We start from the raw sequence: 14768 nt of genomic DNA on the forward strand, positions 1-14768 counted from the left end.
ATGACCGTGGCCGACCACACCGGCGCCGTCGCCGCACTCGTCACACCGGAGGGTGTGCTCGACCCGGCGCTGTTCGGCACGGCGGTGCGCCGCGCCCTGGACGAACTGCACACCGCCACCGGGCTGCCCGCGCCGGACGACGTGGAGCTGGTCGACCTGGGCGGCGAGCCCGACCCGGAGCGTGCCGCCGAGGGCTGGGGCGGCGACGGCACCGGCGCTCGGACCACCGACCGCCGGTCCGCTCAGGCGCTGCTGCACCTGGGCGCGGGCCGTTGCGGCTGGTACCAGCGCTACCCCGGCGGCGACCTGGACCGGCACGGCGTGGAGCTGGTCACCACCAGGGCCGCCGAGATCTACTCCGGACTGCTGGGCGGCGGCACCGTCGGGGAACCGCTGCGCGCGACGCCTCCACCGGGCCCGGAGGCGCCGGGAGCCGATGCGGCACGGCGGCACTGGGCGGACGAGCTGCGGGACGCGCCCCAGCCGGCCGGCCTGTCGACGACCCATGACGGCCGCCGCGTCGGCCGGGTGACGGCCGAGGCCCCGCTGGACGCGGGCGAGACGGCGGCGGTACGCGCCGCGTCCCGCGCCGCCGGCGTCGCCTGGCCCGTCTGGCTGGCCGCGGCCGTCACCTGCTACCTGCACCGGCGTGGCGCCGGAACCGACGTGCTGACCGGGGTACGGGTGGCGGGCCGCACCGAACGGGGCGACCTGCGCGACCCCGGCCCGCTCGCCCGGGTGCTGCCGTTGCGGGTGCCGGTCCGCCCCGAGCACACCGTGGCCGCCGTGGTACGCCGGGTGGCCGACGCGACCCGTCGGGCCCGCCGCCACCAGCGGCACCCGGTCACCGACGTCGGGCCGTACGGTGTGCTGGTCGAGGCCGTGCCCGCGGCGGCGCCGGCCCGGTTCGGTCCGGTCCCCGCGACCGTGCGGCACCTCGGCACGGGGCAACCGGCGCAACTGGTCGTCCGCGTCGTGGAGGACCCGGTCGACCACGGCCTGTGCCTGGTGCTCGACGGCGACGCCGCACACTTCGACGCGACCGACCTGACCGCCCACCTGGCCGGCCTGCGCCGGGCGCTGACCGCCGCCCCCGGGCAGCCGGTGGCCGCCGTCGACCTGGTCGGCGACCCGGTCCGCCGCGCCGTCGCCGAGTGGAACGACACCGCGACCACCGTCACTCCGGCGACCATCCCCGGGCTCTTCGAGACCACCGCGGACCGCGCCCCCGAGGCCCTCGCCGTCGTCGCCGGTCCGACCCGGTTGACCTACCGGGATCTCGACGAGCGGGCCAACCGGCTGGCACACCACCTGCTCGCCGAGGGCGCGGGGCCGGGACTCCTGGTCGCGCTGGCGCTGCCCCGCACGGCGGACACCGTTGTCGCGCTGCTCGCGATCACCAAGACCGGCGCGGCGTACCTGCCGGTCGACCCGGCGTACCCGGCCGCCCGGATCGCCGGCATGCTCGCCGACGCCCGACCGGCGCTGCTGCTGACCGACGGCGACCTGGCCGACCGGCACCCCGACCACCGGGCCGTCCGGCTCGACGACCCGGCGGTACGCGCCGACGTGGACGGACGTCCGACCCGACGGCCCGTCGACGCCGACCGGTCCGGTCCGCTGCTGCCGGCGCACCCCGCGTACGTCATCTACACCTCCGGCTCGACCGGACGGCCGAAGGGCGTGGTGGTCGCCCACCGGTCGGTCGCCAACCTGCTCGGCTGGGCCCGCCGGGACATCGGCGACCGGGCGCTGCGCCGGGTGCTCGCGTCCACCTCGCTCAGCTTCGACGTGTCCGTCTTCGAGGTGGTGGTGCCGCTGCTGGCCGGGCACACGGTGGAACTCGTCGCCGATCCGCTGGCCCTGATCGCCGAGCCGTCCGCAGGGTGGCAGGTCAGCCTCGTCAGCACCGTGCCGTCGGTGCTGGGCCACCTGGTCGCCCACGGTGGGCTGGACCTGTCCCCGGACACGCTGCTGCTCGCCGGGGAGGCGCTGCCCGTGCAGGTGGCCCGCGCGGTCCGGGAACGATTCCCGGACGCCCGCCTCGGCAACGTCTACGGCCCGACCGAGGCGACCGTCTACGCGACCGCCTGGTACGGCAGTGGCCCGGTCGACGGTCCGCCGCCGATCGGGCGGCCCCTGCCGAACACCCGCGCGTACGTCCTGGACAGTGTGTTGCAGCCGGTGCCGCCCGGCACCGCCGGTGAGCTGTACCTGGCCGGTCACGGGATCGCCGACGGCTACCTGGGCAACCCCGCGCTGACCGCCGAACGCTTCCCGGCCGACCCGTTCGGCCCGCCCGGCAGCCGGCTCTACCGCACCGGTGACCTGGCCCGCTGGGACTCCGACGGCGTCCTGCACTACCTGGGGCGCACCGACCACCAGGTGAAGGTGCGCGGCTTCCGGATCGAGCCCGGCGACGTGGAGGCCACGCTGACCGGCCACCCGTCGGTGACCGCCGCCGCCGTGGTCGCCCGGGAGGACCGCCCCGGCGACCGCAAGCTCGTCGCCTACGTCACCGGGGCGGTCGACGGCGCGGCGGTTCGGGCGTGGGCCGCCGCGCGGATGCCCGACCACATGGTGCCCAGCGCCGTCGTCGTCCTCGACCGGCTGCCCACGACGCCGAACGGCAAGCTGGACCGGACCGCCCTGCCCGCGCCCGACTTCGCCGCCGCCAACCCGACGGCCGGCGCGGCGACCGTGCTGGCCGGCGTCTTCGCCGACGTGCTCGGCCTGCCGTCGGTCGACCACCGGGCCAGCCTCTTCGACATCGGCGGCGACAGCATCATCGCCATCCAGTTGGTCAGCCGCGCCCGCCGCGCCGGGCTCTCGTTCACGCCCCAGGACGTCTTCGAGCACCCCACGGTGGAGGGTCTCGCGACGATCTGCGGGCGGGTCGACGACGGGCCGGCGGAGGTCGCCGACGACGGCGTGGGCCGGGTGCCGCTGACGCCGATCATGGAGTGGTTCCGCCAGCGGGGCGGTCCCGGCGACGGGTTCAGCCAGTCGGTCGGGCTCCAGGTGCCGGCCGACCTGGGCCACGACCGGCTGGTGTCCGCGGTGCGCACCGTGCTGGACCACCACGACGTGCTGCGGCTGACCCTGACCCGCCGCGGTGGCAGCGGCTTCCGGGCCGCCCGCTGGACGCTGGACGTACGGCCCCGCGGGGCGGTCGACGCCGCGTCCTGCGTACGCCGGGTGGACGTGGCGGGCCTGGACGAGCGAGGGCTGGCGGAGGCGGTGGGACGCGAGGCCGAGGCGGCCCGCCGGGAACTCGCTCCCACCGACGGGGTGATGCTGCGGCTGGTGTGGCTGGACGCCGGCCCACGCCACCCCGGACGGCTGTTGGTCGTCGCGCATCACCTGGTCGTGGACGGGGTCGCCTGGCGGGTGCTGGTGCCCGACCTGGTGTCCGCCTGGAGTGCGGCGCGGGACGGGACGCCGGTGGCGTTGCCGCCGGTGGGCACCTCGTACCGGCGCTGGGCGCAGTTGCTCACCGAGGAGGCCCGCCGCCCCGAGCGGGAGGACGAGGTCGACGTCTGGCTCGACCAACTCGCCGGAGCGGACCCCACGTTGGGCGCCGACCGGCTCGACCCGATCCGCCACGTGACAGGGACCAGCCGGATGTTCGCCATGCGGCTGCCCGCGGAGCAGACCGAGTTGCTGCTCACCCGGGCGCCGGCGCTGTTCCACTGCGGACCGGACGAGGTGCTGATGACCGGCCTGGCGCTGGCCGTGGCGGCGTGGCGGCGTGGACGCGGCCGGGGCGACGCCTCGGACGTGCTGCTGGACATCGAGGGGCACGGTCGGGAGCCCGTCGTGCCCGGTGTCGACCTGTCCCGCACGGTCGGCTGGTTCACCAGCATCTACCCGGTACGCCTCGACCCGGGCGCCCCGGACTGGGACGAGGTCCGCTGCGGTGGACCGGCCGTGGGCGCCGCCATCCGGCGGGTCCGGCAGCTCACCCGGTCGCTGCCGGACAAGGGCGTCGGCTTCGGTCTGCTGCGCTACCTCAACCCGCACACCTCGAGCGTGCTGGCGGAGGCCGGTCGCCCGCAGATCGGCTTCAACTACCTCGGCCGGTTCGCGGCGGTCGGCGGTGAGGGTGCGGACACCGGGTGGGGCGCGGCGAAGGAGTTCGACGGTCTGGGTGGCGCGTCCGACCCGGACGCGCCGCTGCCGCACGAGCTGGAGATCGGCATGGTCGCGCAGGAGGGCCCGACCGGTACCCAGCTCACCGCCTCGCTGATGTTCGCGGGCGAGTTGTTCGACGAGGACGAGATCGCCGACCTGGCCACCCGGTGGGCGGAGGCGTTGGTGGGGCTCGCCGCGCACACCGCCCTGCCCGGTTCCGGCGACACCACTCCCCGGGACCTGGACCTGAGCCTGACGCCGCTCACCCCGGAGGAGTTGGACCTGGTCGTCGCGGCGGTGCCGGACCCGGTCGACCTGCTTCCCGTCGCGCCCCTGCAGGAGGGGATGCTCTTCCACGCCCGCTTCGACGAGGACGCCCTGGACGTCTACTCGGTGCAGCTGATCCTCGACGTCGAGGGCCCGCTCGACGTGGCCCGGCTCGGTCGCGCCGCGGACGACCTGCTGCGCCGGCATCCCAATCTGCGGGCCGGTTTCCTGCACGACGGGCTGAGCCGGCCGGTGCAGGTGATCCCGCGCGGCGGCCACCCACCGGTCGACGAGACGGACCTGCGCGACCTCGACCCGGCCGCCCGGGAGGACGAGTCGCAGCGGCTGCTCGCCGCCGACCGCGCCCGGCGCTTCGACCTGGCCCGACCACCGCTGGTCCGGATCTCGGTGCACCGGCTCACCGACGGGCGGCACCGGATCTCCCTGCTCTGCCACCACATCGTCGCCGACGGCTGGTCGACACCCCTGCTGATCCGGGACCTGCTCGGCTTCTACGCGGGCGGTGACGCGGCTCGGGACCTGCCGCCGCTGACGCCGTACCGGGAGTACGTGACGTGGCTGGTGAGCCGGGACACCGACGCCGCGGCGACGGCCTGGCGCGAGGCGTACACCGGCTTCGAGACGCCGAGCCTGCTCGCGCCCGGCAGCGACGGGCGGGAACCGGTGCCGGCCCGGGAGGTCGCCGTCGACCTGCCGGACGCGCTCTCCGACGGCCTGGCGCACGCCGCCCGTCACTGCGGGGTCACCCTCAACACCGTCGTGCAGGCGGCCTGGGGGTTGGCGCTGGCCGCGACCACCGGCAGCGCGGACGTGGCGTTCGGCGCCACCGTGTCGGTACGCCCGCCGGAGCTGGACGACATCGAGGCGATGGTGGGCCTGTCGATGAACGTGGTGCCGGTACGGGTCCGCTGCCCCGCCGGATGGTCGTTGCGCGAGGTGGTGACGCGGCTGCGCGCCGACCAGACGGCCCTCATGCCGCACCAGCACCTGGGACTGCGCGCGATCCACCGGGCGGCCGGGCACAACGCCCTCTTCGACACCGTGTTCGCGTTCGAGAACTATCCGATGGACACCGGCGGCTTCCAGCCCGACGGCAGCGACCTGCGGGTGGTCGGCCTGGCCAGTCACGACGGCAGCCACTACCCGGTGACCCTGCGGGTGTACGCCCGGGGTGGGCGGGTCCAGCTCCGGCTGGACCACCGGCCGGACGTGGTCGACGACGAACGCGCCGGGCACCTGCTGGCCGCGCTGCGCCGGGTGTTCGAGGCGCTGGTGTCGGACGTGGACACACCGGTCGGGCGGCTCCGGCTGGTCGCGCCGGCCGCTGACGACGCGCTGGCCGGATGGAACGACACCGCGACGCCGCTCCCCCCGACCGGCCCGGACGAGCTGGTGGCGGCGGTCGCGGCGGGCACCCCGGACGCGGTGGCGGTGCTCGACGGGGACACCACGCTGACCTACCGCGAGCTGGATTCGCGCGCCGACCGGCTGGCCGGTGCGCTGGTCGCGGCGGGCGTCGTACCCGGCGACCGGGTGGCGGTCGCCCTGCCCCGGGGCGCCGCGCTGGTGGTGAGCCTGCTCGCCACCCTCCGGGCCGGTGCCGCGTACCTGCCGGTCGACGTCGGCTACCCACCCGCCCGGCTGGCGGCCATCCTGGCCGACGCCCGCCCCACCTGCCTCGTCGCGGCCGACGACACGGCGCTGCCCGACTTCCCCGGCCCCCGGCTGCGTCCCGACGCGCCGGGCGGCGTCGCCGCGCCCCGCGTGCCGGCGGCGGCCGACCGGCCGGCGTACGTCATGTACACCTCCGGCACCACCGGAGTGCCCCGGGGGGTGGTGGTGCCAGGCGGCGCCATCGTCGCCCTGGCGCTGGACCGGCGCTTCGACGCCGCCGCCCACCGGCGCGTCCTGCTGCACTCGCCGGTGACCTTCGACGCCGCCACCTACGAGCTGTGGGTGCCGCTGCTCCGCGGCGGCACGGTGGTGGTCGCGCCACCCGGCGACCTGGACGTCGCGGCCATCGGCCGGCTCGTCGTGCGGCACCGGGTGACCGCGCTGTGGCTGACCGCGGGCCTGTTCCGGCTCGTCGCCGGGGAGGCACCGGAGGTGCTGACCGGGGTGGCGGAGGTGTGGACCGGCGGTGAGGTGGTGCCGACCGACGCGGTGGCCCGGGTGCGGGCGGCCGTGCCCGGCATCACGGTGGTCGACGGGTACGGCCCGACCGAGAACACCACCTTCGCCACCGCCTGGCCGGTGCGCCCCGGTGAGCCGGTCGACGGTCCACTGCCCATCGGGCGGCCGATGGACAACACCCGGGCGTACGTCCTGGATCCGGCGTTGCGGCCGACGGGCCCGGACGTGCCGGGTGAGCTGTACCTGGCCGGCGCCGGGCTGGCGCACGGCTACCTCGACGACGCCGCGCTGACCGCGTCCCGGTTCCCCGCCGACCCGTTCGGCCCGCCCGGCGGTCGGCTCTACCGCACCGGCGACCTGGCCCGCTGGGACGTCGACGGGGTGCTGCACTTCCTGGGCCGCGCCGACGACCAGGTGAAGGTGCGTGGCTTCCGGATCGAGCCGGGGGACGTGGAGGCCGCGCTGCGCGAGCATCCGGCGGTGGCGCAGGCCGTCGTCGTCGCCCGCGAGGACCACCCCGGGGTACGCCGGCTGGTCGCCTACGTCACCGGCGACGACGCCGACGGCACGGCGATCCGCGAGTGGGCGGCGACCCGTCTGCCCGACCACCTGCTGCCGGCGGCCGTCGTCGTGGTGCGGCGGTTCCCGCTGACCGCCAACGGCAAGCTGGACCGGGCGTTGCTGCCCGCGCCGGGGCCGGCGGTCGGCGGGCGGGGCGGCGCGCCGCGCACCGACGCCGAACGCGTCGTCGCCGGGCTCTTCGCCGAGGTGCTGCGGCTGGACGAGGTGGGCGTCGAGGACCGCTTCTTCGACCTCGGCGGAGACAGCATCTCCGCGCTGCAACTGGCCAGCCGGGCCCGCCGGGCGGGACTGGCGCTGACGCCGCGGCAGGTCTTCGCACACAAGTCGGTCGCGGCCATCGCGGCGGTCGCCCAGGCGGTGGCCGCACCGGCCGTCGAGACCCGCGACGACGCGATCGGCCCGATGCCGCTCACACCGATCATGCGGTGGTGCCACGAGCGGCCCGGCCCGGTCGACGGCTTCAGCCAGTCGATCACCCTGGCCGTGCCCGCCGGTGTCACCCGCGCCGATCTCGTGGCGGCCGTGCAGGCGGTGCTCGACCACCACGACGCGCTGCGGATGCGGGTCGACGCGTCCGGCGGATGCGAGATCCTGCCGGTCGGGTCGGTGGACGCCGGCACCGTCGTCGGCCAGGTCCGGGTCGCCGACCTCGACGCCACCGAGGCGTACGCGGTCCTCGACGCGGCCCGGGAGGACGCCCGCCGGGCGTTGGTGCCCGCCGACGGACGGATGTTCCGGGTGGTACACGCGGATGCCGGCGGCGAACGGGCCGGTCGGCTGTTCCTGCTCGCCCACCACTTCGTCGTGGACGGCGTCTCCTGGCGGGTGCTCGGCGCCGACCTGGAGGCCGCCTGGCGGGCCGCCCGCGACGGGACACCGGCCGGTGCGGCGCTCGCGCCGGTCGGCACGTCCCTGCGCCGGTGGGCGGGGCTGCTCGCCGAGGAGGCGCAACGCCCGGAGCGGGAGAACGAGGTGGACCTCTGGCTGGAACAGCTGAGCGGTCACCAGCCGCTGGTGGGCAGCCGGCCGCTCGACCCGGCGGTGGACGTCGCCGCGACCGCCGCCGCCGTGCCGGTCGAACTGCCGCCGGAGGAGAGCGCGGCGTTGCTGGTGCGGCTGCCCGCGCTGTTCCACTGCACGCCGGACGTGGTGTTGGCCACCGCGCTGGTGATCGCGACGGCTCACCGGCGTCGGGTCCGGGGCAGCGCCGACGGCGGCTCGGCTCTGGTGATCGACAGCGAGTTGCACGGCCGCGAACCGCTCGTCGACGGGCTCGACCTGACCCGCACCGCCGGCTGGTTCACCAGCATGTTCCCGGTACGCCTCGACCCGGGCGCGGTCGACTGGCAGCAGGTGGTGGTCGGCGGGCCGGCCCTGGAGTCGGCGCTCAAGCGGGTCAAGGAGCAACTGCGGTCGGTGCCGGACCACGGCATCGGGTACGGCCTGCTGCGCTACCTCAACCCGCACACCCGGCCGCTGCTGGCGGCTGCCGGGCACCCGGAGGTCGGCTTCAACTATCTGGGCCGCTTCCCCGGCGGCGCCGACGACCCGAGCGCCGGCCCGGACGGGTGGAGTCCGGCTCCCGAGGCGGGCGCGTTGGACGGCGGCGCCGACCCGCGTACTCCGCTCGACCACGTCCTGGAGGTCACCGCCTGGTCGGTGGACGGCCCCGGGGGCCCGGTGCTGTCGGCGAGCCTGCTGTACGGAAGCCAGGTCGTCGACGCGGCCGAGGTCGAGGAGTTGGCCCGGGCGTGGCGGCAGGCGTTGGGTGGCCTGGCGGCGCTGGCCGGGGTCAGCGCCGGCGGACGCACGCCCAGCGACTTCCCCCTGGTGCGCCTCACCCAGCACCAGGTGGACGCGATCACCGCCGAGGTCCCCGGTGCCGGTGAGGTGCTGCCGCTGGCCCCGTTGCAGGAGGGTCTGCTCTTCCACGCGGTCTCCGCCGACGAGGCCCGCGGGGTCTACGTCGTGCAGCTCACCCTGTACCTGGACGGCCCTCTGGACGCGGCGGCGCTGCGTCGGGCCGGTGACGGGTTGCTGCGCCGGCATCCGCACCTCGGTGCGGCGTTCCTGCACGAGGGGCTGCCGGTGCCGGTGCAGGTGATCGGCGAGACGACCCGGATGCCGTGGCGCGAGATCGACCTGAGCCGGCTCGCCCCGCCGGAGCAGGAGGGCCGGCTGGCGGATCTGGTCGACGCGTACCGGGCGGCCCGCTTCCAGCCCACCCAGCCGCCGATGGCGCGGCTGCTGCTGGTCCGGCTGGCCGCCGAGCGGCACGCGCTGGTGGTCGGTGCGCACCACATCCTCCTGGACGGCTGGTCGACGCCGCTGCTCATCACCGACCTGTTGGCGCTGTACCACGCGGAGCTGCGCGAGACGGCGTTGCCACCGGCTCCCCCGTACCGCGACTATCTGGCCTGGGTCGCCCGCCAGGACCGGAGAGCGGCCCGCGCCGCCTGGCGGGACGTCCTCGACGGCCTGCCGGGGCCGACCCTGCTGGCCGAACCGGCGCCGGACCGGGAGGCGGTGCTTCCGGAGCACGTGACCTCGGAGCTGTCGGAACCGCTCAGCACGGCCCTGCGCTCGCGCGCCCGCGCCGACGGGCTCACCGTCAACACCTTCGTCCAGGCGGCCTGGGCACTCACCCTCGCCGACACGACCGGCCGCGACGACGTGGTGTTCGGCATGACCGTGGCCGGGCGGCCACCCGAGCTGCCGGGCGTGGAGAAGATGGTGGGGTTGTTCATCAACACGCTCCCGGTCCGGGTCCGGCTGCGCACCGAGGAGGACCTCGCCGGTCTGTTGGCTCGGATCCAGGACGAGCAATCCCAGCTGAGCGGTTTCCAGTACCTCAGTCTCGGTGAGATCCAGCGCGCCGCCGGGGTGGGCGAGCTGTTCGACAGCGCTGTCGTGTTCGAGAACTTCCCGCTGGACCCGGAGGCGCTCACCGAGGCCACCGGCGGCCTGCGCATGAGCGGCGCCACCGGCCACGACACCCCGCACTTCACGTTCGGGTTGGCCGTGCTGCCGTACGAGCGGATCGCGTTCCGGGTCACCCACCGGCCCGACCTGCTGCCCCGGGCGGACGTGGAGCGTCTGGTGGAAGCCATGGTGCGGGCCCTGCAGATGCTCGTCGACCATCCCGAGTGGCGGGTCGCCGCCGTACGGGCCGAACCCCTGCTGAGGAGCTGACGATGACGAACCCGTTCGAGGACGACGAGGGCACCTTCCTGGCCCTGGTCAACGAGGAGGGCCAGTACTCGCTGTGGCCGGCGTTCGTGGACGTGCCGGCCGGGTGGAGCGTGACGCTCGGGCCGGCGGGAAGGGCGGAGTGTCTGCGGCACATCGAGACCCACTGGACGGACATGCGTCCCCGCAGCCTGGTACGGGCCCTCACCGCTCCGGACGTCCGACTGGAAGACTAGACGCAGTCGAGTCCTCGGGAAGTGATGGCGGATCGGGACCGGCCCGTGACAGCATGCCGAGCATGGCTCTCGGACTCGACGTACGCCGTCTGGCGGCCATCGACATGTGGGGTTCCGCCGGTGTCCGGTGGCGACGATGGGTCATCCTCGCCGAGTTCCTGCTGGGCGTCGGCGGTGGTGGCGCGCTCGGCCTCCTCGCGGTGTCCTCCGGCGGCGGCCTGCGCACGGTGGTGGGGTGGTGGCTGATCGGTCTGGCCGTCAACTACGTACCGCTGTCGGTGCACGCGCTCACGCTGATCCGTCCCGGCGCGCTGGAGGCGGAGATCCGGGGCGTGGACGTCCCGGGCGAGCTTCGGCACTACACGACGGCGCAATTGTGGGTCGCGGTGCCGTTGCTGGTGGCGGTGTTAGCCGTCGTTCAGTGGCCACGAATCCGTCGATAATGGTCTATCGCCGTTCAGCCCATCCCACTTTCGGTTGACCATTGTGGCCGGTTGGCTTCGACCCCGACCGACATGCGCTGATGCTCTGATCAGGGGACATAGACAGTTGCTGCTGCCATATTGATCTCGTGTGGCACTCGCGACACTTTGTCACGGGCCCTACACTTCGTTTGTCACATGGCTGAACCGGGGGGAGAGCTGATCGAGGTGGAACGATTTGGAGACCCGTTCACAGAAGATCGAGACGGCTTCAGCGTCCTCGTCTTCGCCGACAACGAGATGGCCCGCCGCGGCCTGAGCGACATGCTCATCTCACTCGACTCGGTGACCGAGGTGAATACCTTCGTCGCCGCCTATCCCGACCACGTGCCGTGTGGCCGGCCGTACGACATCCTGGTGCTGGCGTGCGAGGACCTCGCCGCGACGGGTCCCTACCAGGTCGCCGACGCGGCGTTCAGCCAGGGCGCGAAGATCCTGCTGCTGCTGGGGCGCCGCTGCGAGAGCCTCGACGCGGTCACCCGCTTTCCGAGCAACGGCTTCCTGATCCAGGACGACGTCACCGAGGACGCACTGGCCCAGGCGCTGAGGCGGATCGACAGTGGAGAGATCCCGATGCCGGCGATGCTGGCCAACCGGCTGCTGGAGCGCGCCCGCGGCACCACGCCGCAGGTCCGCGCCGACTGCACCAAGCTGACGCCGCGGGAGCGCGAGACGCTGATCCTGCTCGCGGAAGGGCTGAGCAACAAGCAGATCGCCCGTCGCATGCTGATCTCGCAGCACGGCGTCAAACGACTGGTGGCCAACATCCTGGCCAAGCTCAACTGCTCCAACCGCACCCTCGCCGCTGCGGTCGCCATCAAGCAGGGTCTGCTCGAAGAGGTCTGAGGCGCCGCAAGCGGCGGGGCCGGCCGGGTCTGCCCGGACCGGCCCCGCTCGCGTTCAGACCGACGAGGCGCTGACCACCGGAGTGAGGTGGCCGCTCTCCCGGGGCAGCACGCCCTCGCTGATCAGCTGCCACACCGTCTTGGCCGCGTCCTGCTGGGTCAGCGCGCCGGAGACGAGGTAGTCGTGCAGGCTGACCACCATCTTGAAGATGAGCAGCCCGTGCACGTCCGGCCGCAGATCGCCGCGCAGACCGCCGGTGTCGATGCCGGTGGAGATCGTCTCTATGAACGGCTGCGGCAGGTTGGTCATCAACGTACGGAGGCGGGAGACCGCCGCCGACGAGAGATCCGCCTGCTCCAACGTCACCCAGCTCAATCGGTGCCGCTGGCTCGCGAAGTAGCCGAGCAGCGCCTCGATGCAGCCGCGCAGGCGCGCGACGGGATCCTCCTCGCGTGAGTGGACCGCCAGCAGGGCCGCCCTACAGTCGTCGACCTCCCGCTCGACGTGGGCGAGCAACGCGTGCTCCACGTCCGGGAAGTACTTGTAGACCGTCGCCCGGCCGATCCCGGCCCGTTGGGCCAACGCGGCCATCGACGCCTTCGCGACGCCCTCCTCGGCCACCAGCTCGATCGCCGCGTCGATGATCCGTTCGCGGTATCGAGCCTTGTGGGTCTCGAGGGTGTCACGCCAGTCCTCCGCCACGGCTTCCTCCAAACCGTCCCGACTCGGCCGCACCACCGAGACACAATGTATTGACACCAGACGAACTGTCTCGGAGACTCCTGAGTATATCGGCCCGAGGAGACCAGTATGGACCCAAGAACGGCTGTCTCACCTCCACCAGGTGGAGGAGTAATTGCTCCCGCAATCATCGCGACCGGCCTACGCAGGCGATTCGGTGCGCACTGGGCGGTCGACGGCGTCGACCTGTGCGTGCCAATGGGTGAGATCTACGGATTCCTGGGTCCCAACGGAGCCGGCAAGTCCACCACCGTCCGCATGCTCTGCGCGCTGCTCACCCCGTCCGGCGGTTCCGCCACGGTCGCCGGACACGACGTCGCGAGCGACCCGGTCGGCGTGCACCTGGCCATCGGCGCCGCCCTACAGGCGACCGCCATCGACGACCGGCAGACCGGCCTCGAACACCTGGAGCTGCAGGGCCGCCTGTACGGCCTGCGCGGCTCCACCATCGACCGCCGGATCAGCGAGTTGCAGGACCTGATCGAGCTGGGCGACGCGATCAAGCGTCCGGCCGGCTCCTACTCCGGCGGCATGAAGCGTCGCCTCGACCTCGCGCTGGCCCTGATCCACAACCCCGGCGTGCTCTTCCTCGACGAGCCGACCACCGGTCTCGACCCGGTCAGCCGGTTCGCCCTCTGGGACGAGGTACGCCGACTCAACTCCGAGAGCGGCACCACGGTCTTCCTCACCACGCAGTACCTGGAGGAGGCCGACGAGCTGGCCGAACGGGTCGGCATCATCTCCGACGGTCGGCTGGTCGCCGAGGACACACCGGACGCGCTCAAGCGACGCATCGGTGCCGACATGGTGGTGGCCCGGGTCGACGGCGACGCCGAGTCGGCCGCCACGGCGCTGCGCGCACTGCCGGAGGTCGAGGGCGTCGACGTCATCGGCCCCGAGATCACCGCGCGGGTGGGCGACGGGCCGACCGCCGTCACACCGGTCGCCGTCGCGCTCGCCAACGCCGGCGTGCCGGTGCAGACCCTGACGCTGCGCCGGCCCACCCTCGACGACGTCTTCCTCTCGGTCACCGGTCAGCGGTTGGCCGGCGACCAGGCCGACGCCGAGCTCGCGACCACCGGAGGGGGACCCCGATGACCACCATGCCCGACGCCCTGCCCGCAGTCCGGGCGGAGCTGCCCACGCCCAGGCCGAACCTCGCCCGGCGCGCCGGCTTCGTCCGCGACGTGATCCACATCGCCGGCCGTTCGCTGCGGCAGGCCCGCCGCGAACCGGAGACGCTGTTCCCGCCGATCTTCGTGCCGGTGTTCTTCTTCGCGATCTTCATCGGCTCGTTGGAGAGCATCTTCGGTCAGGCCGGGATCGACGAGTTCCGGGCCTTCCAGCTCCCGGTGTCGATCGTCATCGCGGTGACCGGGGTGACCCGCGCGCCGTCGGTCGTCACCGACATCATGAACGGCTACTTCGACCGGCTGCTGCTCTCCCCCGTCAACCGGCTGGCGCTGCTGCTCGGCATGATGGTCGCCGATCTCGCCATCGTGGCCGCGCTCACCGTTCCGGTGCTGATCATGGGCACGATCGTCGGCGTCGAGTTCACCACCGGCGTGCTGGGCATGCTGGCGTTCGTCGGGGTGGCACTGGCCTGGTCCCTGGCGTACGTCGGAATCCTGTACGCGGTGGCGCTGCGCACCGCCAACCCGACCGTGACCGCCCAGACCTTCCTGCTGTTCTTCCCGTTCGTCTTCCTCTCCACGACCATCGTCCCCCGCGAGGAGATGACCGGGTGGATGGACGCGGTGGCCGGGGTCAACCCACTGACCTACGTCTACGGCGCGCTGCGGTCCCTGATCACCGAGGGGTGGTCGGCGACCCCGCTGCTGCACGGGTTCATCGCCATCGTGGCGGTGGGCATCCTGGCGCACACGCTCGCGTACCTCGCGCTGCGCGGAAGGGTTTCGCGCTCCCGCCGCTGATCCGACAGCGCGCACGACCCACCGGCCCGTGGCTTCCCACCAGCCACGGGCCGGTGTCTGTGCGGGTCATCGCCGGGAAAGACCGGTGGACGTAGCCACCTGACTACCCCGGTCCTAGCCGAGATGACACCCCGCCCGGGCATTTCGCAGCTGTTGCGGTCTGACCAACATTTCCACAGACCCCGGTCGCTAAACGCCAGCGC

At 73.8% G+C, this 14768-nt stretch carries 7 protein-coding genes; 6 read left to right on the plus strand and 1 reads right to left on the minus strand.

The genetic code is table 11. The features are described from left to right. The first annotated feature begins 6 nt into the window (after positions 1–6). The 4 genes from O7617_RS32515 (at position 7) to O7617_RS32530 (ending at position 11890) form a co-directional block, all read left to right on the plus strand. The gene (locus O7617_RS32515) at positions 7–10329 is read left to right on the plus strand and encodes a non-ribosomal peptide synthetase (RefSeq protein WP_282260427.1); all 10323 of its coding nucleotides are present in this window, start codon (positions 7–9) and stop codon (positions 10327–10329) included. 2 nt (positions 10330–10331) lie between these two features. Further along, entirely contained in the window at positions 10332–10562 is a 231-nt protein-coding gene (locus O7617_RS32520; protein WP_282260429.1) for an MbtH family protein, read from the plus strand. 62 nt (positions 10563–10624) lie between these two features. Next, a complete protein-coding gene (locus O7617_RS32525) occupies positions 10625–11005 on the plus strand; it encodes a hypothetical protein (RefSeq protein WP_282260430.1) in 381 nt (126 codons plus the stop codon). A 177-nt stretch (positions 11006–11182) separates the two neighbouring features. Further along, on the plus strand, positions 11183–11890 hold the full coding sequence (locus tag O7617_RS32530) for a response regulator transcription factor (RefSeq protein WP_282260431.1): 708 nt from the start codon (positions 11183–11185) through the stop codon (positions 11888–11890). A gap of 54 nt (positions 11891–11944) precedes the next feature. Here the strand turns inward: O7617_RS32530 and O7617_RS32535 are convergent, their stop codons facing one another. Further along, entirely contained in the window at positions 11945–12628 is a 684-nt protein-coding gene (locus O7617_RS32535; RefSeq protein ID WP_282260432.1) for a TetR/AcrR family transcriptional regulator, read from the minus strand. 72 nt (positions 12629–12700) lie between these two features. Here O7617_RS32535 and O7617_RS32540 point away from each other — a divergent pair, with 72 nt between their 5' ends. Continuing rightward, positions 12701–13729, plus strand: a complete 1029-nt coding sequence (locus O7617_RS32540) for an ATP-binding cassette domain-containing protein (RefSeq protein ID WP_348774161.1) — start codon at positions 12701–12703, stop codon at positions 13727–13729. Further along, on the plus strand, positions 13726–14565 hold the full coding sequence (locus O7617_RS32545) for an ABC transporter permease (protein ID WP_282260433.1): 840 nt from the start codon (positions 13726–13728) through the stop codon (positions 14563–14565). Before O7617_RS32540 ends, O7617_RS32545 begins: the two co-directional genes overlap by 4 nt. Positions 14566–14768 lie beyond the last annotated feature (203 nt).

The sequence above is a fragment of the Micromonospora sp. WMMD1155 genome (assembly GCF_029581275.1).
Classification (GTDB): Bacteria; Actinomycetota; Actinomycetes; order Mycobacteriales; family Micromonosporaceae; genus Micromonospora.